At 70.8% G+C, this 22,296-nt stretch carries 26 protein-coding genes; 16 read left to right on the top strand and 10 right to left on the bottom strand.

Annotated features, from left to right (window positions below; all coding sequences use genetic code 11):
- The gene (locus tag G6039_RS04750; RefSeq protein WP_029546597.1) at positions 1-1,002 is read right to left on the bottom strand and encodes an MBL fold metallo-hydrolase; all 1,002 of its coding nucleotides are present in this window, start codon (positions 1,000-1,002) and stop codon (positions 1-3) included.
- A gap of 124 nt (positions 1,003-1,126) precedes the next feature.
- Between G6039_RS04750 and G6039_RS04745 the strand changes: the two genes are divergently transcribed.
- Positions 1,127-2,131 (top strand): NAD-dependent epimerase/dehydratase family protein, encoded by a 1,005-nt coding sequence (locus G6039_RS04745; protein ID WP_043803098.1) that lies wholly within the window; start codon positions 1,127-1,129, stop codon positions 2,129-2,131.
- 7 nt (positions 2,132-2,138) lie between these two features.
- On the opposite strand, the gene G6039_RS04740 is transcribed toward G6039_RS04745, so the two are convergent.
- The 5 genes from G6039_RS04740 to G6039_RS04720 form a co-directional block, all read right to left on the bottom strand.
- Positions 2,139-3,968 (bottom strand): sugar phosphate isomerase/epimerase and 4-hydroxyphenylpyruvate domain-containing protein, encoded by a 1,830-nt coding sequence (locus G6039_RS04740; RefSeq protein WP_006941727.1) that lies wholly within the window; start codon positions 3,966-3,968, stop codon positions 2,139-2,141.
- 152 nt (positions 3,969-4,120) lie between these two features.
- Complete coding sequence (gene aroQ / locus G6039_RS04735) at positions 4,121-4,579, bottom strand: type II 3-dehydroquinate dehydratase (protein ID WP_006941726.1); 459 nt, start codon at positions 4,577-4,579, stop codon at positions 4,121-4,123.
- A gap of 55 nt (positions 4,580-4,634) precedes the next feature.
- Positions 4,635-5,630, bottom strand: a complete 996-nt coding sequence (locus G6039_RS04730) for a LacI family DNA-binding transcriptional regulator (RefSeq protein WP_043803105.1) — start codon at positions 5,628-5,630, stop codon at positions 4,635-4,637.
- Between the two features lie 133 nt (positions 5,631-5,763).
- Positions 5,764-6,705, bottom strand: coding sequence for an aldo/keto reductase (locus G6039_RS04725; RefSeq protein WP_235194131.1), 942 nt, complete (start codon positions 6,703-6,705; stop codon positions 5,764-5,766).
- Between the two features lie 112 nt (positions 6,706-6,817).
- Positions 6,818-7,240 (bottom strand): MerR family transcriptional regulator, encoded by a 423-nt coding sequence (locus G6039_RS04720; protein ID WP_029546595.1) that lies wholly within the window; start codon positions 7,238-7,240, stop codon positions 6,818-6,820.
- 145 nt (positions 7,241-7,385) lie between these two features.
- On the opposite strand from G6039_RS04720, the gene G6039_RS04715 reads away from it, so the two are divergent.
- The 4 genes from G6039_RS04715 (at position 7,386) to G6039_RS04700 (ending at position 8,765) form a co-directional block, all read left to right on the top strand.
- The gene (locus G6039_RS04715; protein ID WP_006941722.1) at positions 7,386-7,526 is read left to right on the top strand and encodes a hypothetical protein; all 141 of its coding nucleotides are present in this window, start codon (positions 7,386-7,388) and stop codon (positions 7,524-7,526) included.
- A gap of 97 nt (positions 7,527-7,623) precedes the next feature.
- Positions 7,624-7,806 (top strand): hypothetical protein, encoded by a 183-nt coding sequence (locus G6039_RS04710; RefSeq protein ID WP_006941721.1) that lies wholly within the window; start codon positions 7,624-7,626, stop codon positions 7,804-7,806.
- A 95-nt stretch (positions 7,807-7,901) separates the two neighbouring features.
- Complete coding sequence (locus G6039_RS04705) at positions 7,902-8,438, top strand: DinB family protein (RefSeq protein WP_043803113.1); 537 nt, start codon at positions 7,902-7,904, stop codon at positions 8,436-8,438.
- A 138-nt stretch (positions 8,439-8,576) separates the two neighbouring features.
- Positions 8,577-8,765 (top strand): hypothetical protein, encoded by a 189-nt coding sequence (locus G6039_RS04700; protein ID WP_003938775.1) that lies wholly within the window; start codon positions 8,577-8,579, stop codon positions 8,763-8,765.
- Between the two features lie 65 nt (positions 8,766-8,830).
- On the opposite strand, the gene G6039_RS04695 is transcribed toward G6039_RS04700, so the two are convergent.
- Genes G6039_RS04695 through G6039_RS04685 form a run of 3 tightly spaced genes read right to left on the bottom strand, consistent with a single transcriptional unit; the run spans position 8,831 to position 11,276 of the window.
- Positions 8,831-10,447, bottom strand: a complete 1,617-nt coding sequence (locus G6039_RS04695; RefSeq protein WP_006941717.1) for a solute symporter family protein — start codon at positions 10,445-10,447, stop codon at positions 8,831-8,833.
- Complete coding sequence (locus tag G6039_RS04690) at positions 10,444-10,785, bottom strand: DUF485 domain-containing protein (protein WP_006941716.1); 342 nt, start codon at positions 10,783-10,785, stop codon at positions 10,444-10,446. The genes G6039_RS04695 and G6039_RS04690 overlap by 4 nt, the downstream gene beginning before the upstream one ends.
- Positions 10,782-11,276, bottom strand: a complete 495-nt coding sequence (locus G6039_RS04685; protein ID WP_006941715.1) for a nuclear transport factor 2 family protein — start codon at positions 11,274-11,276, stop codon at positions 10,782-10,784. The genes G6039_RS04690 and G6039_RS04685 overlap by 4 nt, the downstream gene beginning before the upstream one ends.
- Before the next feature lie 123 nt (positions 11,277-11,399).
- Between G6039_RS04685 and G6039_RS04680 the strand changes: the two genes are divergently transcribed.
- From G6039_RS04680 to G6039_RS04650, 7 genes are all read left to right on the top strand, one after another.
- Complete coding sequence (locus G6039_RS04680; protein ID WP_029546592.1) at positions 11,400-12,002, top strand: TetR/AcrR family transcriptional regulator; 603 nt, start codon at positions 11,400-11,402, stop codon at positions 12,000-12,002.
- A gap of 88 nt (positions 12,003-12,090) precedes the next feature.
- Positions 12,091-13,287 carry an acyl-CoA dehydrogenase family protein gene (locus G6039_RS04675; RefSeq protein WP_043803120.1) on the top strand — a complete coding sequence of 399 codons (1,197 nt, stop codon included), beginning with the start codon at positions 12,091-12,093 and terminating at the stop codon, positions 13,285-13,287.
- Complete coding sequence (locus G6039_RS04670) at positions 13,284-14,018, top strand: hypothetical protein (protein WP_006941709.1); 735 nt, start codon at positions 13,284-13,286, stop codon at positions 14,016-14,018. Before G6039_RS04675 ends, G6039_RS04670 begins: the two co-directional genes overlap by 4 nt.
- Positions 14,015-14,872 carry an alpha/beta fold hydrolase gene (locus G6039_RS04665; RefSeq protein ID WP_043803125.1) on the top strand — a complete coding sequence of 286 codons (858 nt, stop codon included), beginning with the start codon at positions 14,015-14,017 and terminating at the stop codon, positions 14,870-14,872. The genes G6039_RS04670 and G6039_RS04665 overlap by 4 nt, the downstream gene beginning before the upstream one ends.
- Positions 14,869-16,566, top strand: a complete 1,698-nt coding sequence (locus G6039_RS04660; RefSeq protein WP_043803128.1) for an AMP-binding protein — start codon at positions 14,869-14,871, stop codon at positions 16,564-16,566. Before G6039_RS04665 ends, G6039_RS04660 begins: the two co-directional genes overlap by 4 nt.
- A complete protein-coding gene (locus G6039_RS04655) occupies positions 16,553-17,788 on the top strand; it encodes an acetyl-CoA C-acetyltransferase (protein ID WP_006941705.1) in 1,236 nt (411 codons plus the stop codon). Before G6039_RS04660 ends, G6039_RS04655 begins: the two co-directional genes overlap by 14 nt.
- Positions 17,785-18,951, top strand: a complete 1,167-nt coding sequence (locus G6039_RS04650) for a CoA transferase (protein WP_043803132.1) — start codon at positions 17,785-17,787, stop codon at positions 18,949-18,951. The genes G6039_RS04655 and G6039_RS04650 overlap by 4 nt, the downstream gene beginning before the upstream one ends.
- A 52-nt stretch (positions 18,952-19,003) precedes the next feature.
- Here G6039_RS04650 and G6039_RS04645 read toward each other — a convergent pair whose 3' ends face one another.
- Positions 19,004-19,579: a TetR/AcrR family transcriptional regulator gene (locus G6039_RS04645; RefSeq protein ID WP_043803136.1), complete on the bottom strand. Its 576-nt coding sequence runs from the start codon at positions 19,577-19,579 to the stop codon at positions 19,004-19,006.
- Between the two features lie 140 nt (positions 19,580-19,719).
- Between G6039_RS04645 and G6039_RS04640 the strand changes: the two genes are divergently transcribed.
- The 4 genes from G6039_RS04640 to G6039_RS04625 are packed head-to-tail and all read left to right on the top strand — an operon-like array spanning position 19,720 to position 22,296.
- Positions 19,720-20,283 carry an FAS1-like dehydratase domain-containing protein gene (locus G6039_RS04640; protein ID WP_006941702.1) on the top strand — a complete coding sequence of 188 codons (564 nt, stop codon included), beginning with the start codon at positions 19,720-19,722 and terminating at the stop codon, positions 20,281-20,283.
- On the top strand, positions 20,283-20,693 hold the full coding sequence (locus G6039_RS04635; RefSeq protein ID WP_043803139.1) for a Zn-ribbon domain-containing OB-fold protein: 411 nt from the start codon (positions 20,283-20,285) through the stop codon (positions 20,691-20,693). Before G6039_RS04640 ends, G6039_RS04635 begins: the two co-directional genes overlap by 1 nt.
- Positions 20,690-21,100 (top strand): hotdog family protein, encoded by a 411-nt coding sequence (locus tag G6039_RS04630; RefSeq protein ID WP_043803143.1) that lies wholly within the window; start codon positions 20,690-20,692, stop codon positions 21,098-21,100. The genes G6039_RS04635 and G6039_RS04630 overlap by 4 nt, the downstream gene beginning before the upstream one ends.
- Positions 21,097-22,296 (top strand): lipid-transfer protein, encoded by a 1,200-nt coding sequence (locus G6039_RS04625; protein ID WP_043803147.1) that lies wholly within the window; start codon positions 21,097-21,099, stop codon positions 22,294-22,296. The genes G6039_RS04630 and G6039_RS04625 overlap by 4 nt, the downstream gene beginning before the upstream one ends.

The raw sequence follows: 22,296 nt of genomic DNA, 5'->3' as shown, positions 1-22,296 counted from the left end.
TCACCGTTTCGCGGACAACTCGCGCAGCAGCGTCTCGGCGTCGGCGAACGCCCGCGCCCGTCGCACGACGGTCGGCGCCGCCGGCGGATGCCCGTCCCACCCGTGGAACAGCGTGCTCAGGCTCAGGACGATCCGCTCCGGGTGGATCCAAACGCCCCACCGGACGAATTCGGGATCCCGCACCAGCTGCCGGGCCGCCTCGAGCGGCCCGGCGCCGCGCGCGTACTGTTCCCGGCCGGCCTGCTCGAGCCACACCCAGTAGGCGCGCAACTCGCGGATCTCCGCGGGTCCGCACAGCGGCCCGTGACCGGGCACGTAGAGGTCCGCGTCCAGGGCCAGCAGCCGGTCGATCGCGGCGAGCCAGTTCTCCAGCGGCCCGTGCCACAGGATCGGGGTCGAGCCGATGAACAGCAGATCGCCGGCGAACACGATGCCGGCGTCCGGCACGTGCGCGATGAGGTCCCCGGCGGTGTGGCACGGCCCGAGGCGCTCGAGCTGGACCGGACGTTGCCCCACATCGAGCCGCAGGACTGTGTCGAAGGTGTGGTCGGGCAGCCGAGGCGATCGCAGCGGCAGGCGGGCGCCGCCCGGCACCCGGCGCATGTAGGCTGCCGCGGCGCCCAGCATCCCGGGCAGCGCGGCGAGCGGACGTCCGGCCGCCGCGAGCGCCGCCACCGCGGCGGGAGGGAGATCCTCGCGCATGCCGCGCAGCGCGGCCGCACTCGTCGTGATGCGGGCCGTCGCCGGAAGCGTGTCGTTGCCCCACCAGTGGTCGCCGTCGGAATGGGTGTTGACGGCCTCGGTGATCGGTGCCCGCGACACCAGCGGCTGCTGTGCCTCGGCGATCCGCCGCGCCAGCCGCGTGTCCCACGCGGTGTCCACGACCAGCGACGCCGTGCCCGCATCGACGACGAGACCGGTGTTCGCCTCTCCCCAGCCGCCCGGCGTCCGTACAACCGCCCACACCCCGTCGCCGATCTGCGTCAACCCGCCGTCGCCCACCGTTCGCCCCCCGTCCGCAGTGGCGGTGAGTCTAACCGCACGAGCCGGACCGTCGTTTGCCCCCGGCCCGGCCCGGGAACGCGGTATGAATCGCACGGACGGCGTCACGAGCGAAGGGGATCCCATGGGAACGACGGTTGCGGTCACCGGCCCCACCGGCGAGATCGGCAGGGCCGCGGTCGCAGCCCTCGAACAGGACCCGCGCATCGACCGGATCCTCGGCATGGCGCGAGGCCCGTTCGATCCTGCCCGGCAGGGCTGGACCAAGACCGAGTACCGGCAGGGCGACATCCTCGACCGCGGCGCCGTCGACGCCCTGGTCGCGGAGGCCGACGTCGTCGTGCACCTGGCCTTCGTCATCATGGGCTCGCGCGCCGAGAGTCACCGGATCAACATCGCCGGGACCCGCAACGTCTTCGAGGCGACGGTTGCCGCCGCCCGGCCGCGGCGTCTCGTGTACACCTCGTCCGTCGCCGCGTACGGATACCACCCCGACAATCCGACCCCGCTCTCCGAGGACGTGCCCACGCGTGGCTCGCACGAGCACTACTACTCCGAACAGAAGGCCCAACTCGAGCGGGTGCTCGACGAGGTCACCCGCGGATCGGACCTCGAGGTGTTCGTGCTGCGGCCCTGCATCGTCGCGGGGCCGCACGCGACCGCCCTGGCCGATGCCATGCCGTGGCGGCAGGTCGCCGGGCATCTGCCCGGGGCAGTGCGGAAGGCTGCCGGCGCCCTGCCCCTGCCGCGCCCGGTGTTCCCGGACCCCGGTCATCCGCTCCAGCTCGTGCACCACGACGACGTCGCGAGTGCCGTCGTCGCCGCCGTGACGTCCGAGGGGCCGCCCGGCGCGTACAACATCGCCGGCGACGGGGTGGTGTCGCTGTCGGACGTCGCGGCCGCGCTCGGCGCCCGGCCGATCCGGGTCCCGGCGTCGGTCGCGACGGCCGCGTCGGCCGTGGTGGCGCGGCTGCCGTTCCTGCCCTCCATGGTCGAGTGGATCCACACGGGCCGCACGTCCGTCGTGATGGACACGACGAGGGCCCGGACGCAGCTCGGCTGGCAGCCGCACTACACGAGCGCCCAGACCCTCGCGGCGCTGGCGAGCGCGGTGGGTGGCGCCCGGTAGCAGTGGGTCAGCGTCGTGCGGCCGCGTGCGCGGCCATGCGGATCGGGGCGTTGACCGTGCCGTGACCCCGGTAGCCGCCGCGCCGCTGCACCAGTTCGAAGAACACCCGGGCACTGACGACCTTGGTGAACACCTGGAACAGCTCGCCGCCGTCCTCGTCCCGATCGTAGAGCACGTTGTATTCCCGAAGGGCGGCAAGCATTTCCGGATCCGGAGCCAGGCGCGCATCCAGATCGTCGTAGTAGTTGCGGGGGATCTCGAGCACCGGTGCTCCCGAATCATGCAGGGCGCGAGCGGCTTCCACCGCATCGTCGACACCGAACGCGATGTGCTGGGGGTGCCGCACGCCCGGTGCCCATTCGCCGCGACGGAGCACGGGTGCGACCAGGCCGACCTCGAAACCGTCCGTGGCGAGGACGCGGCTGCGCACCAAGCCGAACGGTCCCGCGTATTCGGCGGCCTCGGCGTCGGTCAGGCCCAGCACCGACCGGTAGAACAGCGTGGCTTCGTCGAATCGGTCGTAGGCCTGGGTCAGCGCGACGTACTCGGTGCACCGCACGCCCACCGCCGTCGTCGGCGTCGTGCCGGTGGGGCGGAAGTCGTTGCGCCAGTTCGCCGGGCCGTCGCTCCGCGACGACAGGAACAGGGCGGTGCCGTCCGGGGAGACCACTGCGGACAACGGTGCCTCACCCGGGCCGACGACCCGCGCCAGCTGCGGTGCCAGCAGCTCGTGGGCGTGCCGGGAGACGGCGCCGACGTCCGCGACCTCGATCCCCAGAGCGGTGACGGCCGCGCCCTCGGCCGCGCTGTGGGCCGGGTTCGAGGTGTTCACCAGCACCCGCGCGTCCCCCTGCTCCCACAGCTCCACCGGCTTGCTGTGATGCTGCCCCGAGTGGGTGAAGCCGAGCGAGGCGAGGGCCGCACGGACCGGCTCCGCAGCGGTGGGCGGAGTTCCGATCTCCGTGAACGCGTGCCCGCGCACCTGTACCGGGTTGGGGTCACCGTCGAGCCGCAGTTCCAGATCGAGCAGCGAGCGCATCGCGTCGATCGCCGTCGGCACCGGCGCCGACTGGCGGAACACATCGTTGAACACCTCCAGCGAGAGCGGCCCGGTGTAACCCGCCGCGAGGACGTGCCCGACGAGTCCGACGAGATCGAACTCGCCCTCGCCCGGGAACACCCGGTAGTGGCGGCTCCACTGCAGGACGTTCATGTCCATCTCCGGTGCGTCGGAGAGTTGCAGGAAGAAGATCTTCTCGCCTGGGATGTCCGCGATGCCGGCGACGTCCTTGGTGCGGGAGAAGATGTGGAAGCTGTCGAGGCACAGCCCGAGGGCCGGATGATCGGCCCGGCGCACGATCTCCCACGAGCGCTGCCAGGTGTTCACGTGGCGGCCCCACGCCAGCGCCTCGAAGGCGATCCGCATGCCCCGCTGCGCTGCCGCATCCGCCAGTTCCCGCAGCTGCGCGGCCGCGAGATCGACATCGTCGACGGTGTGCGGCGACACCGACGAGCACACCAGCACGAGGTCGGTGCCGAGCTGTTCCATCACGTCGAACTTGTGCCGCGCGCGGCGCATGTTGCGGGCGTGGATCTCGGCCGGGACGGCCTCGAAGTCGCGGAAGGGCTGATACAGCGGGATGCTCAGCCCGAGTTCGGCGCAGCGTTCGCGCACGGCCGCGGGGGTGAGCGGGGAGCCGATCAGGTCGGGTTCGAACAGCTCGATGCCGTCGAACCCGGCGTGGGCGGCGGCGACGAGCTTGTCCTCGAGGGTGCCGGACAGGCACACGGTGGCGATTGCCTTGGCGCGCTTGGTCCCAGGACGGGGGTGGGTCATGGTCGGGCTCCTCCACGGTGCCGCCTGTGCGGGCGGACTTGGAATCGGGGACCGGTGCGCGAGGGCGGGTTTGCCCCGCACACCGGTATCGGCAGGGTGGCTCGCCGCGGGTCGCGCGCGAGGGGACCGGTCTCGGGGTGTGGGGGCGCCGGTTACGCCTGCGCCGTGCGCTGGGCCACGAGCGCGCGCAGCGCCCACTCGTAGCCGGCGACGCCGAGACCCACGATGATCCCGGATGCGACCGGGGAGATGTAGGAGTGGTGGCGGAACCCCTCGCGGGCATGGACGTTGGAGATGTGCAACTCGATGAGCGGTACGTGGGCGCCCTTGATCGCATCGTGCAGGGCCACCGAGGTGTGCGTGTAGGCGCCCGCGTTGAACACCACCCCGAGGGACTCCCCGCGGGCGACCGCGGCGCCGGCGTCGTGGAGGGCGTCGATGAGGACGCCCTCGTGGTTGGACTGCCGGAAGTCGATGTCGACGCCCAGTTCCTTGCCGACGTTGCGGCACAGGGTCTCCACGTCCTCGAGGGTCTGCGCGCCGTACACGCCGGGCTCGCGGGTGCCGAGCAGGTTGAGGTTGGGGCCGTTGAGGACGAGCACCGAGGTCATGGACGAATCTCCTTTGCTTTCTTCGTGTTCCGGGGGCATCTCCCGGCCGGGTCTGTCAGCCGACGGGCAGGCGGGCGGTCACGGTGCTCGAGCGCACGACGAGGTGGGTGCCGAGTTCCACGGGCGCAGCGCGGGGTGTGGTCTTTCCGTCGAGGACGTCGCACAGCAGGTCGATCGCAGTCACGCCGGCCTCGTCGAACGCGAGATGCACGGTGGTCAGCGGCGGCGAGGTCATCTCGCAGAGCCACGAGTCGTCGAACCCGACGACGGAGTAGTCGCGGCCCGCCCGCAGTCCGTGCTCGGCGAAGCCTTGCATGAGGCCGACGGCGGCCTGGTCGTTGTACGCGACGACGGCCGTCGTCCCGGTGCCGACCAGTTCCTCGGCCGCCTTCCGGCCCGCGACGACGAAGTCGGGCTCGAGGGGGCCGAGCACCGTGCCGGTGATGCCCCGGCCGGCGCAGGCCTCCACGAAGGCGGCGCGGCGGCGGCGCTGGGCGAGCCAGTACTCGGGGCCGCCGAGGTAGGTGACGGCGGTGTGCCCGGCGTCGGCGAGATGCTCGACGGCCTCGACCATGCCGTCGTCGGAGGACAGCAGCACGGCGGGCAGATCGCCGGCAGTGTGGTTGACGAGCACGACGGGCGTGACCCGTGCGAGGTCCTCGAGGTCGGTGTCGGACATGCGCGGGGCGATCAGAACCAGTCCGTCGACCTGCCGGGCGATCGCGCGGACGAGGTCCAGCTCGTCCGCGGACCGTCCCTCGCCCGCCGCGACGAAGAGGGAGTAGCCGCGCGCGCGGGCCCGGTCCTGTGCCGACTCGACGGCGGGGCCGAACACGGGGTTGCGGATGTCCGGGACGAGGAAGCCCAGGTTGTGGGTGCGGCCGAGGGCGAGCGAGCGGGCGGTGGGGTTGGGGGTGAAGGACAGTGCCTCCGCGGCGGTGAACACCTTCGCGCGCGTGTCGGGACTGACGGCCTCCGGGCGGGAGAACACGCGTGAGACCGTGGCGGTCGAGACGCCGGCGCGCGCTGCGACCTCGCGAAGCGTCGCCATGGGTTCTCCTCAGGTGTGGGGTCCACCCACTGTGCAAGCGGTTACATCGCTTTGTCAAGCTGCATGTAACCGCTTGCACGGAGGGGCGGCCTGGGCGTCGCCCGCCGACCGTACCCAGCGGGCGACGCGTCGCTCACCCGTCGATGCTGGACATGTCCCCGTAGCGCTCCCCCACGACCGCCTCCCGGGGTACCGCCGACTCGATCGCGCCCAGCTCGTCCGCGGTGAGCGACACGGCCGCGGCCGCGACGTTCTCCTCGAGGAAACGCACCCGCTTCGTCCCCGGGATGGGGACCACGTCGTCGCCCTGGGCGAGGACCCACGCCAGTGCCAGCTGACCCGGGGTGCAGTTCTTGGACCGGGCCAGGCGGCGGACGGCGGTCACGAGCGCCAGGTTCGCCTCCAGCGCCGCACCCTGGAATCGCGGGAAATACGCGGTGCGGCGAGAATCCGAGCTCTCGAGATCGGACGGCGCCGTGATCGCGCCCGTCAGGATGCCGCGCCCGAGCGGCGAATACGGCACGAGCCCGATGCCGAGGTCACGCAGGGCCGGCAGGATCTCGTCCTCGATGTCGCGGGTGAACAGCGAGTACTCGGTCTGCAGCGCGGTGATCGGGTGGACGGCGTGGGCCCGGCGGATCGTCTCCGCGGACGCCTCCGACAGACCCAGATGGCGGACCTTCCCCGCCTGCACCAGTTCGGCCATCGCGCCGACGGTGTCCTCGATCGGCACGGTCTTGTCCACGCGGTGCTGGTAGTAGAGATCGATGTGGTCGACGCCGAGGCGGCGGAGCGACGCGTCGCAGGCCGTGTGGACGTATTCGGGCCGGCCGTTGATGCCGAGGCGGGTGCCGTCCTCGGCACGCTCGTTGCCGAACTTGGTCGCGAGGACGACGCGGTCGCGGCGATCCGCGACGGCGCGGCCGACGAGGTTCTCGTTGGTGAACGGCCCGTACATGTCGGCGGTGTCGAGCAACGTCACGCCGCGCTCGAGGGCCCGGCGGATGGTGGCGACGGCCTCGGCCTCGTCCCCGGTGCCGTAGAACTCGGACATGCCCATGCACCCGAGTCCCATCGCCGAGACCGTCAGCGGCGACGCGGTGCCGAGCGTGCGGGTGCCGAGTGGGGGCCGGGAGGTGTTGTTCGTGGTCATGGCGTCGAGTCAAGACCTTCGAGCGCGCTCGAAGTCAAGCGCGAGCGCTCTCGCACGGTCCGTCGTCGCGGCCGCTCGTCCGGGAGAGGTAGATCTCGATCTTGCCGTCGATCGCGGCGAGGTGCTCGGTCACCTCGTCGAGTTGGGTGAGCACCCGCGCCCGGTGCGCGCGGAGCAGCGCGAGGCGGTCCTGTTCGTTGCCGCCGCCGGCCCGGCAGAGGGCCGCGTACTCGCGGATCTCGCGGATCGGCATGCCCGTCGCCCGCAGCCGGGTCAGCAGCACCACCCAGGAGAGGTCGTCCTCGGTGTAGAGCCGGTGGCCGGAGGAGGAGCGGCCGATTTCACGCAGCATGAGGCCGTCGCGCTCGTAATAGCGGAGGGTGTGGGTGGTCAGACCGGTGCGCTCGGCGGCCTCGGCGATGGTCGCAACGGTCGTCGCGGAAGGGGCGGTCGTCATGGCTTCATGATCCGCCTCGGGGGTGGTCCTGCGCTCCGAAGGCGATCCGGGGTGGCCGCATCGGCACCACAGGGTGCCTGTCGAGGACCCGGATGGCGGCCGACGATGGGCGAACCCCGTTTCTCACCACCCTCAGGAGGCTGCCATGAAGACCCGGATCCGCACCACCGTCGCGGTCGTCGCGACCTTGTTCACCGTCGTCCTCGGCACCGCAGGCGCCGCGAACGCCGCCACCGCGAGCGCGTCCGTCAAATGCGGCCACGTGACCATCCACTGCCCGGGCTGAGCACGGGCGGCGTCGGGGACGTCGCCGTTCCCGACGCCGCCCACCGTGGGCGCGGTGCGCGGCCCTCCGCGATGACGAACAGATGGATGATGAACAGATGATCGAGACACCCGTGATCGTGGGCATCGTGTCCATCTGCGTCGGATTCGTGCTCTTCGTGCTCGCCGCGAGCGGAACGCGCGGCGGATGGAACAGGAAGCTGACGATCACGCTGTTCGTCCTGTCGGTCCTGTTCCTGACGCTCGTGCCGGTGACCGGTGCGGTCTTCTTCGCCACCTGATTTCCGGTCACCTATCGAGGACCGAAACTGTCCGCATTCGTCCCTACCGTCGTAGTCGTAGCCGCAGAATCGACATCACGAAGGGCGGAAGCGACATGACCGAGCGGACCCTCTCCGGAGAACGGGCCGACATCCTCGACATGCTGGCCGAGCAGCGGAAGATGTTTCTGATCACCCTCCGCAACCTCGACGACGAGCAGGCCCGCACCCGCAGCACCGTCAGCGACCTGACCCTGGGTGGGCTGCTCAAGCACGTCTCGACCACCGAGCAGCACTGGATCGACACGATCCGCACACTCGACGACACCGCCGAGTTCGACATGGAGTCCGCGATGGAGCAGTACTACATGCGCGACGACGAGACCGTCGCCGGTCTGCTCGAGCGGTACGAGGCGATCGCGGAGCAGACGGAGGCCTTCGTCGCCGGCCTCGCGGACCTCGACCTGCAGGTGCCGCTGCCCACCGCGCCGTGGGCGCCGGAGCGACAGTGGTGGAGCGCCCGAAAGATGCTGCTGCACATCATCCGGGAGACCGCCCACCACAGCGGTCATGCCGACATCATCCGCGAATCCCTCGACGGGGCGAACACCACCATGCAGCAGGGAACCGACGCCGGCATGACCTTCGACTAGACGTCCGCGCGCGGCGGTGCTTCCCGCGCGCGTCCGTACGAGCGCGGGAAGCACTTTCGGTCGCGGGACGGCAGCCCGATCCGCGACACGCGCACGAATGTCGTTGGCCGTGCGCTCGACACGGAGCAGTATCGGGCCATGTCGGCACTCTGGGACGAAGACGGCCGCGTCGCCTGGGAACTGCACGCGTCCGGGTGGGACTGGGAACAGATCGGTCGCGAACTCGCGTGCCCCGAACACATCGCACGCGAGATGTGCGAGAGACACGGCGCGGTGCTCGCCGAACAGGCGCAGCAGGACCATCCGACGCTGTTCGACCTGCCCTGACGACGGCGACGCGACGGGCACCCCGCTCGGACCTGGCCGAGTGCGGGTGCCCGCCTGCGTCGTCGTCAGTGGGCGGTCGCGACCTCGGCCCCGATCCCGGTTTCCGCGCGCACCAGCATCTCGGCGAACTTCTCGTCCTCGTGCGCGGAGCGTCCGCGTCGCTTCTCGGCCACGAGTGAGCCGACGACGCACGCGGCAAGGCCGAGCGGCATGGTGACGATCACCGGAAGCTGGATCGTCAGGGGTGCCGGGCCGCTGCCGAGCCACAGCGCCTCGGTGAGCATGAGACTGACGATGGTCGAGACCAGGCCGGTGAGGATTCCCCACACGGCACCGGTGCTGTTGAAGCGCCGCCAGTTCAGGCTGAGCACCAGCGACGGCAGGTGGGCGCTGCCGGCCACCATGAACGCCATTCCCATGAAGTAGGTGATGTTCGTGTCGTCGCCGATCAGCATGGTCAGCCCGATCGCGACGGCGCTGAACGCCACCGCACCGAACCGGGCGACACGGGCCTGGGCGTTCTCCTCGCGCGTGCGCGCCGTGACGTCGAGTTCGTCCACCGGCGGCTTGCGGGTCAGCGCCGGCCAGATGTCGCGGGCGAAGGTGCCCGCGGCGGAGATCACCACGCCGGCGACAACGGCGACGATGCTCGCGAACGCGACCGCCGCGACCATCGCGAGGGCGATCGAGCCGCCGATCGTGCCCACGCCCCCGCCGAGTTCGGTGACGAGCACGGGCGCCGCGAGATTGCCGCCGGCGCCGACCCGATCGGCGCCGCCGTCCCCCAGCAGGGCTGCGGCGCCGAAGCCCATCACGATGACGATCAGGTAGAACATGCTGCACAGCGCGACGGTCCAGCCCAGCGAGCGTCGGGCGGTGCTCGCCTCGGGGACGGTGAAGAAGCGGATCAGGATGTGCGCCATGCCCGCCGTGCCGAGCGCGAACGCCAGCGAGTACGAGACGAGGTTCAGCGCGCTGGTCTGCCCGAAGATCAGGCCCGGGGACAGGACGGCCTCGCCCGCAACCGCGTGCTCGGTCGCGGTGTCGAGGACCTTCGGGAAGCTGAACCCGAACTGCGCGAGAATGCCCAGCCCGACCACGATCGCGAGGACCGACAGGATCGTGGACTTGATGACCTGCACCCACGTGGTGGCGAGCATGCCGCCGACGAAGACGTAGATGCCCATGAGGGTGCCGGCGACGATGACGGACAGCCAGAACGGGATACCGGAGACCGACTCGAGCAGCACCCCGGCCGCAACGAGTTGCGCGAGCAACACGAAGGTGCCGGTGGCGATGGTGCTCAACGCCACGACGACCCGCACACTGCGTGCCTCGGTGCGGAACACGAGTACGTCGGCGAGGGTGTACTTGCCCACGTTGCGCATCTTCTCGGCGAGCAGGAACAGCACGGGCAGGAACGAGATCACCGAGGTACAGAGGATGACGGCACCGTCGACGCCCTTGTAGAAGATCAGGCCGGTGGTTCCGAGAAAGCTTCCGGCCGAGATGAATTCACCGGCGATCGCGAAGCCGTTCTGCCAGCTCGAGATCGAGCGGCCGGCGGCGAAGAATCCGTCGGCGCTGCGGGCCCGCCGGGACACGGCGAACGTGACCCACAGGGTCAGCGAGATCACCGCCGCGCAGATCGCGATCGCGAGGTAGTCGGCGTCGCCGGTCATGCCGCACGCTCCTGGTTCTCGAGGACGGCCGCGACGGCGGCGTCGGCGGCGGGCTGGATGTAGATGCGGGTGAGCCGGAAGTAGGCGTAGACGAGGACCCACGTCCCGGCGAACTGGGAGAACACGACCCACAGCGAGAGGGGAACTCCGAGGAGCTCGGTGTCACCGAGGAATTCGGGGAAGTAGGCGAAGCCGACGAGGAAGGACGCGAAGAGCGTGATCGCGAGGGCGCCGAGGGAGTTGGTGACGGTGCGCCGGCGGCGGCGCAGTTCGACGACCTCGGGCAGGGAGAGCATCGCGCTCCAGGTCGGTTGCGTTCCGGTCTGCAACTCGGTCACGGCCGCACCGCCGCCCGGCGTGCCGTCTCCAGTGCGAAGAGGTTCTCGTCCCAGCCCTGCTCGAGCGGACCGAAGAAGTGGAAGCGGACCTGCTTGACCCGGTAGCGCCAACGACCGTCGACCTTGACCACCTCGTCGGTGTAGCGGCCGGCGGCGATGGCGGGGGCGCCGTCGGTCACGCAGGGCTGCCACAGGAAGGACCGCACGGTGGCGCGGTCGCCGTCGAGGTCGATCTCCATGTTCGTGATGAAGTGCCAGAACGTGGTCAGCCCTCCGGCGGCGAGGCCCGCGAAGAACTCGCGCATCTCGGCCTTGCCGCGGGGATGGGACAGGCCGTCGAACTCGCCGTCGTCGGTGAACAGGTCCATCAGGGCGTCCCAGTCGCCGTCGTCGAGGTGACGGCAGTAGCGGGCGTCGAGCGAACGGATCGCCTCGAGGTCCTCGAGGCGGGTGATGCGCTCGGTGAGCGTGATGTCGGGGATGGTGGTCACAGGTGCGCCCTCCGAAGAAGTGGTTAACGCATGTTCATGTGAGGTGGACCATAGACGGGCGGCAACCGCACCGTCAAGACCGGCTTCTTGCTGGTCCCGACCTGGGCCTCTACCCTCCATCTCATGAACACTCGATCGGGCACGACCCTGATGGGCGTCCGGGACCGGATCCTCGACGCGGCGCTCGACGAGTTCTTCGCGGCCGGTTTCCACGGCGCGACGATGCGCACCATCGCCAATCGTGCTGGTTGCAGCGCTGCGAACGTCTACAACCACTTCGAGAACAAGTCGGAGTTGCTCGTCGAGATCCTCCGGGCGGCCAGCGACGAGCAATTCACCGCCACGCGCAACGCGCTGCGCAAGGCGGGTACGGATCCCGCCGAGCGCTGGCGGGCCGCCGTGGTGGCGCACGCGCTGTTCACCGCCCGTAATCCGCGGGAGTGCCTGGTGGCGAACACCGAGCTCCGGTATCTCGGCGAGGTGGATCGCAAGCGGGTGGTCGGTTCGCGGGACGCGCAGGAGCAGCTGTTCGTCGAGATTGCCGAACAGGGTTCCCGGATAGGGATTTTCGATGTTCCGCACGTGCACCAGGCCGTGACCGCGGTCCTCACGATGTGCGCCGGTATCCCGCTGTGGTTCCGCCCGGACGGGCCGCTCGGCGCGGCCGAGGTGGCCGACGACTACGGCCGGTACGCGCTCAACCTGCTCGGATACCGCCCCGCCTGAACTCCGGCGTTGACGCCCGGGCGGGGGCGTGCTGTACTGGGTGAACAAGCGTTAATAACCAGATTCTGGTTCACCGAGGGAGTCCCCCATGACCCACCGGCCGTCGCAGCCCCGTACCGACACCCCGCGGTACCTCACCGAAGAGCGCCTCGCCGTCCGCGACCTCGCCCGTGACTTCGCCATGACGAAGGTGCTGCCCGTCGCCAACGAGCTCGACCCCGTCCAGGGCACCATCCCCGACTCGCTGAAGAAGGAGATGGCCGAGATCGGGTTCTTCGGCATCATGATCCCCGAGGAGCACGGCGGCCTCGGTCTCGGCGTGTTCGAGTACTGCCTGGTCGCCGAGGAGCTGTCCCGGGCCTGGATGAGCGTGTCCGGTCTCCTCGCCCGCGGCAACGGCATGGGCGGTGGCTTCACTCCCGAGCAGGAGGCCGCCCTGCTGCCGAAGGTGGCTCGCGGCGAATACCTCGGCGCGTACGCCCTGTCCGAGGCGGAGGCCGGCTCCGACGTCGCCAACATCTCCTGCCGGGCGACCCGCGACGGGGACGAATGGGTCGTCAACGGCACCAAGATGTGGTGCACCTACGCCGACGAGGCCGACTACCTGGTGCTGTTCGCCCGCACCGATCCGCACAAGGATCCGGCCAAGCCGCACCGCGGGATCAGCGCGTTCCTCGTCGAGAAGCAGCGCGGCGTGTTCCCGGAGGGAATCTCGGGCACCAAGGTCCGCAAGATCGGCTACTTCGGCTGGCACACCTGGGAGCTGTCGTTCGACAACTTCCGCATCCCCGCCGGCAAGATGCTCGGCGAGGAGGGCAAGGGTTTCTATCTCGCCGTCTCCGGGCTCGAGGTCGGCCGGGCCCACACCGCGGCCCGCGCGATCGGCCTCGCCCGTGCGGCCCTCGAGGACTCGATCGCCTACGTACACACCCGGCGCCAATTCGGCCGTCCCATCGGGGACTTCCAGCACCTGCGGTTCAAGATCGCGAAGATGGCGGCCGACATCGAGGCGGCCCGCCAGCTGATGTACTCCGTGGCCACCGACATCGACACCGGGCGGCGCTGCTCGCTCGAGGCGTCGATGTGCAAGCTCGTCGCCACCGAGATGGCCGAGCAGGTGACCAGCGAGGCCGTGCAGATCCACGGCGGTGCCGGCTACACCACGGACTTCCAGGTCGAACGGCACTGGCGCGACGCCCGCCTGACGAAGATCTTCGAAGGCACCAGCGAGATCCAGATGCGCATCATCTCCGACGAGCTGCTCGGAAGGCCGGAAACCGCATGAGCACCACACTGAACACCCTCCGCGTCGGCGATCGCACCGCCGGTTCCGGCCGGATGGCCGCCGACCTGCTCGCAGAGTCCGGAATCGTCCTCCCGACAGGGACGTTCGCGCTCGGGACCGTCGCCGCCGAGCTGCTCACCCCGCCTGTGCCCGCCGCGCACCGCACGGGACTGCGCTGGACGGCGATCACGCCGGTCACGGCGGTGGACCGGATCCGGTCGGAGGCCGTCGTCACCCGCGTCGAGGGCACCACCGCCGAGCGGTTCGTCCGCGTGCTCGATGCCGCCGGCGCCGTGCGGGAGGAGGGCACCGAGACCTGGCGGCTCGCCACGCCATCCGAACCCGTTCCGGCACTGGACTTCTGCACTCCGGCCTGGGGTGAGCTGCTCCGTGACCACCTCGAGGCCGACCCCGCCTTCGGGTCCGCCCTGGCCACCTGGGACGGCACCGTCGGCCTGCGCTGCGGCGACCGGGAACTGCACCTGCGGATCTACCGCGGCCGCATCGTCGACGTCACGCGGCGCACCCCGCACGGGGCCACCTTCACGTTCGTCGCACCCGACCACACCTGGGTCGACCTGATCCTCGGTGCGCACGACGACTTCATGCGCCGCGCAATCGGCGGCGAATTCTCCTCCACCGGAGACGGATACGAGTATCTCCGGCTCACCAAACCGCTGAACCTGATCATCGGCCACGCCCGTGCCGTCGCGAGAAAGGCCCGCTCATGATCGAGGCCCGTTACCTGGACATCGACGGAGCCCTCGGATTCGTCGAGATCGTCACCCCCGCCGGCGAACACGCCCCCGACGCGCTTCCCACCGTGCTGTGCATCCACACCGCCGGGCAGAGCGGGGTGCAGTGGCGGCACGTCGCCCACGACCTCGCGGCCCGCGGCTACCGCGTGCTCGTGCCCGACCTGCCGGGACACGGCCGATCCGAGCCCGCCCCGGACGGACCGGTCACCAGCCTCACCACGTACGGCGACTGGCTCACCGCCCTGCTCGACGCGCTCGACGTGCACCGGCCGTACGTGCTCGGCTGCTCGATCGGCGGCAAGCTGACCCTCGAACTCGCCACCCGACCGGACCGGCCGCTCGCCGGCGCCGTCGCGATGGAGGCCGAGGCCGGCCCCGGCCGCGTCAACGTCTCGGGTCTGCGCCGCGAACTCGAGGACGTCGCCGGGCCGTCGCGCGCCGAACGCACCTATCTGGGCACCCTCGCCTCCGTCGGGCGTTCGGTACCCGCCGCGACGGCGCACCGGATCGCCCTCATGCACAAGCGGGAGGACCCGGAGATCTCGTCGTCCGACCTCATCGGCTGGGGCACCCACGACGTGCGCGACCGGCTGCCGCTGCTGACCTGCCCGCTCCACCTCGTCGTCGGGGCCGACGATCCGTGGCTCGACCCGGACGCCGTCGCGGACCTCGCCGTCCGGATCAACGACATCTCGCCGGGACGGGCGCGGTTCACCCGGCTCGACGGCGTCGGCCACTACCCCATGGAGGAGGTGGAGGACTTCGCCGTCCTCGCCGACTCGTGGCTGACCGACCTGCGGGGCGCCACCGCGGAGGTGCTGTCGTGACCGCGACCACCACCTCCGGACTGGCCGCGTTCCTCGACGACCTCGTCGCCGCCGATCCCGGTGCCGTCGCCACCTACGACGTCGCCGACGGGCGGCTGCTGATCTGCAACAGGGCGGAGCTGCGGCGCCGCGTGCAGGCGGTGCGGGCCGAACTCGCGGCCGTCGGCGTCCGGCGCGGCCGGTGCATCGCGGTGCTGTTGCCCAACTGGTCCGACGCCCTCGTGTGGCAGTTCGCGGCCGCGGCGCTCGGCGCCCACGTGATCGGCGTGAACACCCGCTACAACACCGCCGAGGTGGCCCACATCCTCACCGCGGCGCGGCCGGCGGTCGTCGCCGTCGCGGCCGGCTTCCACGGCCTGGACCTGTTCGGCACGCTCCGTGCCGCCTCGGAGGTCGCCGCGGTGCCGGCTCCCGCGGTCGCGGTCGTCGCCGGACCCGGCGGGGGATCCGCCGATCCGGCCCCCTTCGACCTCGGCGCCGGGTCCTGGTGCGCGGGCGGCGGCGACACCCGCGGCGTGCGCGCCCCGGACACGCCCGACACCGCGACGCTCACGCCCGCCGGCGCGGAGGACGATCCGGCGGACCCGCTGGCCGTCGCGTTCACCACGTCCGGCTCCACCGGAACCCCCAAGCTCGCCGCCCACCGCGACTCGGCGATCGTGCGGCACGCTCGCGCCGACGCCGCGATCATGCGGGTCGAGCCCGGCGACGTCGCGCTGTGCGTGCTGCCGGTCTCCGGGGTGTTCGGCTACAGCACCGCCATGGCCGCGCTCGCCGGCGGTGCCGCGCTGCTGATGGAGCCGGTCTTCGATGCCGCGGCGACCCTGCGCCGCATGGAACAGCTGTACGTCACGCACGTCGTCGGGGGCGACGACCTGTTCGGCCGGCTCCACGACACGTGGCACGCCGAGATGCGCGCCGACCTGTCGGCGCTGAAGTGGCTCGGCATCGCCGACTTCCTCGGCCGCTCGCACGAGATCGCCCGCTGGGCGCGCGACGAGTTCGGCGCCCACACCTCGGGCGTGTTCGGGTCGTCCGAGGTGTTCGCGCTGGCGTTGCTGTGGTCGGCCGGCGACCCGGAGTCGGTGCGCTGGAACGGCGGCGGCCGCCCGGTCGACCCGTCGGTCGACGTCCGCATCGCCGACCCGCTCGACGACCGTGTCCTCCCGGACGGGGAACAGGGCGAGCTGCAGGTGCGCGGCCCCAACGTCGTCGACGCCTACCTCGGCAACCCCGATGCCGCCCGCCGCGCATTCACCGCCGACGGCTGGTTCCGCAGCGGCGACCTCGCCGTCGCGACCGGAGACGGCGGCTACACCTACGTGTGCCGGATGGGAGACGTGCTGCGGCTGCGGGGGTTTCTCGTGGACCCGGCCGAGATCGAGCACCGTCTCGCCGAACACCCCGGGGTGCGGACCGCGAAGGTCGTCGGCATCACCGGCGAGGGCGGCTACACCCGGGCGGTGGGGTTCGTCGTCCCCGTCGAGGACGCCGTCGAGTTCGATGCGGCATCGCTGAAGGCGTGGTGCGCCGAGACGCTGGCCGCGTTCAAGGTGCCGGCGACGATCCACGTGATCGAGACGATGCCCACGACGGTGGGCGGCAACGGCACCAAGATCCGCGCCGTGGAACTGCGTGAGTGGGCGCAGCAATGGACCGACCGCGAAAGGGACTTCAGACGTGACCGCAACTGATGTGACCGCAACCGATGTGGTGATCTGCGAACCGCTGCGCACACCGGTGGGCCGGTACGGCGGGGCGTTCGTCGACGTCCCCGCCACCGACCTCGCCGCCGGGGTGATCTCGGAACTGCTGGCGCGCACGGGCATCGACCCCGAGTCGGTGGACGACGTGATCTTCGGCCAGTGCTATCCCAACGGCGAGGCCCCCGCGATCGGCCGCGTCGCCGCGCTCGACGCGGGCCTGCCGGTGACGGTGCCGGGCCTGCAGCTCGACCGCCGGTGTGGGTCCGGGCTGCAGGCCGTGCTCGACGCGGCGATGCGCGTGCAGACCGGCGTCGCCGACGTCGTGATCGCCGGTGGCGTCGAATCCATGAGCCGCGCCGAGTACTACACCGAATCGATGCGGTGGGGTGCCAAGGGGGCTCCGGCCGCCCTGCACGACCGCCTCGCCCGCGGCCGGGTCACCGCCGGCGGCCGTCACCATCCCGTCCCCGGCGGGATGCTCGAGACCGCCGAGAACCTGCGCCGCAAGTACGGCATCGGCCGACGCGAACAGGACGAGCTGGCCGTCGAATCGCACCGGCGCGCGGTGGCCGCCATCGAATCCGGGGTGTTCGCGCAGGAGATCGTGCCGGTGGCGGTGCCCCAGCGCAAGGGCGACGACCGCATCGTGGACCGGGACGAGCATCCGCGCGCGGACGCCTCCGTCGACACCCTCGCGAAACTGCGGCCGATCATGGCGGCGCAGGATCCGGAGGCGACGGTGACCGCGGGCAACGCCAGCGGTCAGAACGACGGTGCCGCAGCCTGTCTCGTCACCACCCGCGCGCAGGCGGACCGCCTGGGCCTGCGTCCCCTGGGCCGGTTGGTGACCTGGGCGGTGGCCGGCGTCGCGCCGGCGGAGATGGGCATCGGCCCGGTGCCGTCCACCGAGAAGGCCCTGAAGCGCGCCGGCCTGACGCTCGCCGACATCGACCTGATCGAACTCAACGAGGCGTTCGCGGCGCAGGCACTCGCGGTGACCCGTGAATGGAACTTCGGGACAACCGATTTCGAGCGGACGAACGTCAACGGTTCGGGAATCTCGCTCGGCCACCCGGTCGGGGCGACCGGCGTGCGCATCCTCGCCACGTTGCTGCGCGAACTGGATCGTCGCGGGGCGCGCTACGGCCTCGAGACGATGTGCATCGGTGGCGGGCAGGGGCTGACGGCGATCTTCGAAAGGGCCGCATGACGACCCGGCCGCTCGAGGGGATCCGCGTCGTCGACCTGTCGAGCTTCGTCGCCGGTCCGACCGCCGGGCGCATCCTCGCCGAGCTCGGTGCCGACGTGGTCCGTGTCGATCCGGTCGCCGGCGCGGTCGACGGCGGGCGGTGGCCCCTCGCGGAGTCGGGGGCGAGCCTGTACTGGACGGGGTTGAACCAGGCGAAGCGGTCCGTCGCGGTGGACCTGCGCAGTGCGGACGGTCGTGCCGTCGTCACCGAGCTGATCGCCCGGTCCGGGGTGGTGCTCGAGAACGCGGCCCACGCACCGTGGCTCGCCCACGAGGTGCTCGCCGCGCGACGACCCGACCTGATCCACCTGCACATCGCCGGCAATGCCGACGGCACCCCCGCCGTGGACTACACGGTCAACGCCGCTGTCGGGCTGCCTCTCATGACCGGGCCCGTCGATGCTGCGGCCCCGGTGAACCACGTGCTCCCGGCCTGGGACCTGATCACCGGGGTGCAGGCGGCCCTCGGCATCGTCGCCGCGCTGCGCAGGCGGGACCGCACGGGGGAGGGCGCGTACCTCGAGCTCGCGCTCGAGGACGTCGCGGTGTCTGCGGTCGCGAGCATGGGCTGGCTGGCCGAGGCCGAGGAACGCGGCTCGGCCCGCGATCGGCAGGGCAACGCGCTCTACGGCAGCTACGGGTCCGACTTCGCCACGGCGGACGGCCGCGCCGTCATGGTTGTCGGCCTCACCCCCGCACAGTGGCGATCGCTCGTCGAGGTCACCGGCACCGCCGAGGTCTTCGCGGCGCTCGAACGGCACCGCGGGCTGCGGTTCGCCGACGAGGGTGACCGCTACGCCGCGCGCGACGAGATCACGGCGATCCTGCGTCCGTGGTTCGCGGCGCGCACGCTCGCCGAGATCGAGAAGGAACTGTCCGGCAGCCGGGTGCTGTGGGCGCCGTACCGGACCATGGACGAGGTGGCCGCCCGCGAGTACGCGGTGATCGAACGCGTCGAGCAGCCCGGCGTCGGCCCGGTGCCGACGGCGCGCTCCCCGTTGCGCTGGGACGGGACGTACACCGAGGCGCGCCCGGCGCCGCGCCACGGGCAGCACACCCGAGAGGTACTCGAAGAACTCGGTCTCTCCCCCGAGCGTGGAGACGAACCCGGCGGAGCGCGCTGACCGCGGCCGTGTCGAGTGCGCTGAGCGCCGTTCGGTCCGGTGACGAGTCCGGTCACTCCTCGGCGAAACCGCCGAAGAACAGCGCAACGAGCACGTCGGTGAACTCGTCGGTGGTGTATCCGTCCCGTCCCGGCCAGTGCATGCTCGCCCACAGCGCGTCCCGCACCGTGCGGTAGAAGACCTCGGCGGGGATGTCGGAGCGGAAGCTGCCGTCGGCGACGCCGGTGGCGATCGTGGTCAGCCAATAGTCGCGCACCGTGCGCGACGGTGCGTCGACGACGTCGAGCAGGCCGTTGTCGCGCAGGTACTGCCGGTTCTGCTGGTAGATCGCCGTCGGATGGGGATGCTCCTCGATCACGACGAGGGTCTGGTGGATCAGGCCGCGCACAGTCTCGCGGGGACTCGTCGAGATCTCCACGACGCGCCGGAAGCGCTGGTCGATGTCGGCCATGAAGCCGCTGAGGATCTCGGCGACGAGTGCATTCTTGGATCTGAAGAAGTGGTACAGGCTGCCGGAGAACACTCCGGCGCGTTCGCCGATGTCGCGGACCGTCGTCGGCCCGATCCCCTTGGTTGCGAAGAGTTCGGCCGCGAGCCGCATGATCTCGTCGCGTCGGTCCGACGTCATGGTCACCTCACCTTCCGATTCGCCGGTTCGGCGCGAGTCTTCCGCCCTCTGTTCCAACTGAGTGGGAGTGGGCAGTCCTGGCGGGGCGCCCGCGCCTACCGTACTGCACCAAGCGCTTGCTCAAGAAAGGTGGTGCGGACATGCCGACGCTGGAACAGGAGTTGGAACGCGAGTTCGAACAGTACGTCGGGAAGGTGGCCGAGCCCGCCCGGGTGGCCCGGTACGCCGTCGACGAGGCGATGATCCGGAACTGGGTCGAGGCCCACGACGACTACAACCCCGTCTACGTCGACCGGGACGCGGCCCGCGCGACCGGACGACCGGACGTGGTGTGCCCGCCCGCGATGATCTCGACGTGGGTGATGGCCGGCTACCGCCGCTGGCGCGAGGTGCAGCGGCTGCGCGCCGAAGGACGGACCGAGGACTTCGCCTACTCCGCGCTGATGACACTGCTGGACCGGCACGGTTTCACCTCCGTCGTCGCCACCAACGCCGAGCAGGACTATCACCGCGAACTCGTCCCGGGCGACCACGTCACCGCGCACTTCACCATCGAGTCGATCTCCCCGGTCAAGCACACCGGCCTGGGCCGCGGCTGCTTCGTCACCCTGCACAAACGCTACGAGAACCAGCATGGCGAACTGCTCGTCGAGGAGCGGTTCCGATTGCTCCGCTTCAACCCGAACACCACCGAGGAGGCGTGATGACGGCCGTTCCCAGGTTGACCGTCACCCAGGACAACGAGTTCTGGTTCGCAGCCGCCCGCGAGGGCCGGCTCGAGATCCAGCGCTGCAGCGACTGCGGCGCGCTCCGGCATCCGCCGGGACCGGCGTGCCCGAAGTGCCGCTCCTTCAAGTGGGACACCGTCGAGTCGTCGCGCCGCGGCACCCTGCACAGCTGGACCGTGATCCACCACCCGAAGGACCCGTCCTTCGACTATCCCCTCGCGGTCGGGCTGATCGACCTCGAGGAGGGCATCCGGATCGTCGCCGACATCGCCGGGGTCGAGCACGACCGGCTGCAGATCGGGATGGAGCTCGAGGTCGGCTTCGCCGAGCACGCACACGGCGAAATCCTTCCGCAGCTGCGCCTTCCGGGCGGGGGTGCCGCATGAGTCTGCCACCGGTCGTCGTCGGCACCGAGCTGCCGGCACTGGATCTGCCGCTCGATCGCAGCACCATCGTCGCCACCGCCCTCGCCTCCCAGGACTTCGAGGACGTGCACCACGATCCGGGGGCAGCCGAAAAACGCGGCACGCCGGACATCTTCATGAGCATCAACTCGACGAACGGGTTCGTCGACCGCTACATCACCGACTGGGCCGGGCCGACCGCCCGCATCCGCCGCGTCGCACTGCGGCTGGGCGTCCCCAACTTTCCCGGCGACATCATGCGCCTGACCGGGACGGTGACCCGCGTCGACGCCGGCGCCGTGACCGTCGAGGTTCTCGGCCGTAACGCCCGAGGAACGCACGTGACCGCCGAGGTCACCGTCGCACCGTACGAAGGACAGACACGATGAGCGGCAGGATAATTCCCGGCGGGGGCTTCGCCCGCAGGGCGGCGATCGCCGGCATCGGCGCCACCGAATTCTCCAAGAACTCCGGGCGCAGCGAATGGCAACTGGCCTGCGAGAGTGTGCTCGCCGCGCTCGAGGATGCACAGATCGGCGTCGAGGAGGTGGACGGCTTCGCGCTGTTCACGATGGAGACCAACCCCGAGATCGCGGTCGCCCGCGCACTCGGCATCCCCGAACTGACGTTCTTCAGCCGCATCCCGCACGGCGGCGGCGGCGCATGCGCACCCGTGCAGCAGGCGGCGCTCGCCGTCGCGAGCGGTGTCGCCGACGTCGTGGTCGTCTACCGGGCCTTCAACGAACGTTCCGGCACCCGGTTCGGCGCCGGCCCGCCGCCGTTCGCCTACACGGCCAACACCGATCAGGAATACCGCAACTGGATCAATCCCTACGGGCTGCTCACCCCCGCCCAGCAGGAGGCGTTCCTCGCCCGGCGCTACATGCACAAGTACGGCGCGACCAGCGCCGACTTCGGCCGCGTCTCCGTGCTGTCGCGCAAGCATGCCGCAAACAACCCCAAGGCATGGTTCTACGAGCGGCCCATCACCCTCGACGAGCACCAGAACTCCCGGATGATCGCCGACCCGCTGCGGCTGCTCGACTGCTGCCAGGAGAGCGACGGCGGACAGGCCCTGGTGATCGTCAGCACCGAGCGGGCCCGCGACCTGCCGCACCCGCCGGCCGTCGTCTCCGCCGCCGCGCAAGGCGTCGGGCCGCAGCAGATCTCCATGAGCAGCTACTACCGCGAGGACATCGACGAGATGCCCGAGGTCGAGCTGGTGGCACGGCAGCTGTGGGATCAGGCCGGCATCGATCCGGACGACATCGACGCCGCAATCCTCTACGACGCGTTCACCCCGATGGTGCTGCTGCAACTCGAGGAGTACGGGTTCTGCGCCCGCGGTGAGGCCAAGGACTTCATCGCGGACGGCAACCTCGAACTCGACGGCCGTCTGCCCGTCAACACCCACGGCGGACAACTCGGCGAGGGATACATCCACGGCGTCAACGGAATCGCCGAGGGCGTGCGGCTGATCCGCGGCACGTCGGTGAACCAGCCCGGCAAGGACGTGGCGAACGTTCTGGTCACGGGCGGCTCCCCGGTGCCGCACAGCGCACTCGTGCTCTCCACCGACAACTGA

This window comes from Rhodococcus aetherivorans (assembly GCF_011058165.1).
GTDB classification, from domain to species: domain Bacteria; phylum Actinomycetota; class Actinomycetes; order Mycobacteriales; family Mycobacteriaceae; genus Rhodococcus; species Rhodococcus aetherivorans.
Note: the sequence above shows the minus strand (reverse complement) of the source record. Positions and strands in the feature narration are given on the sequence as shown.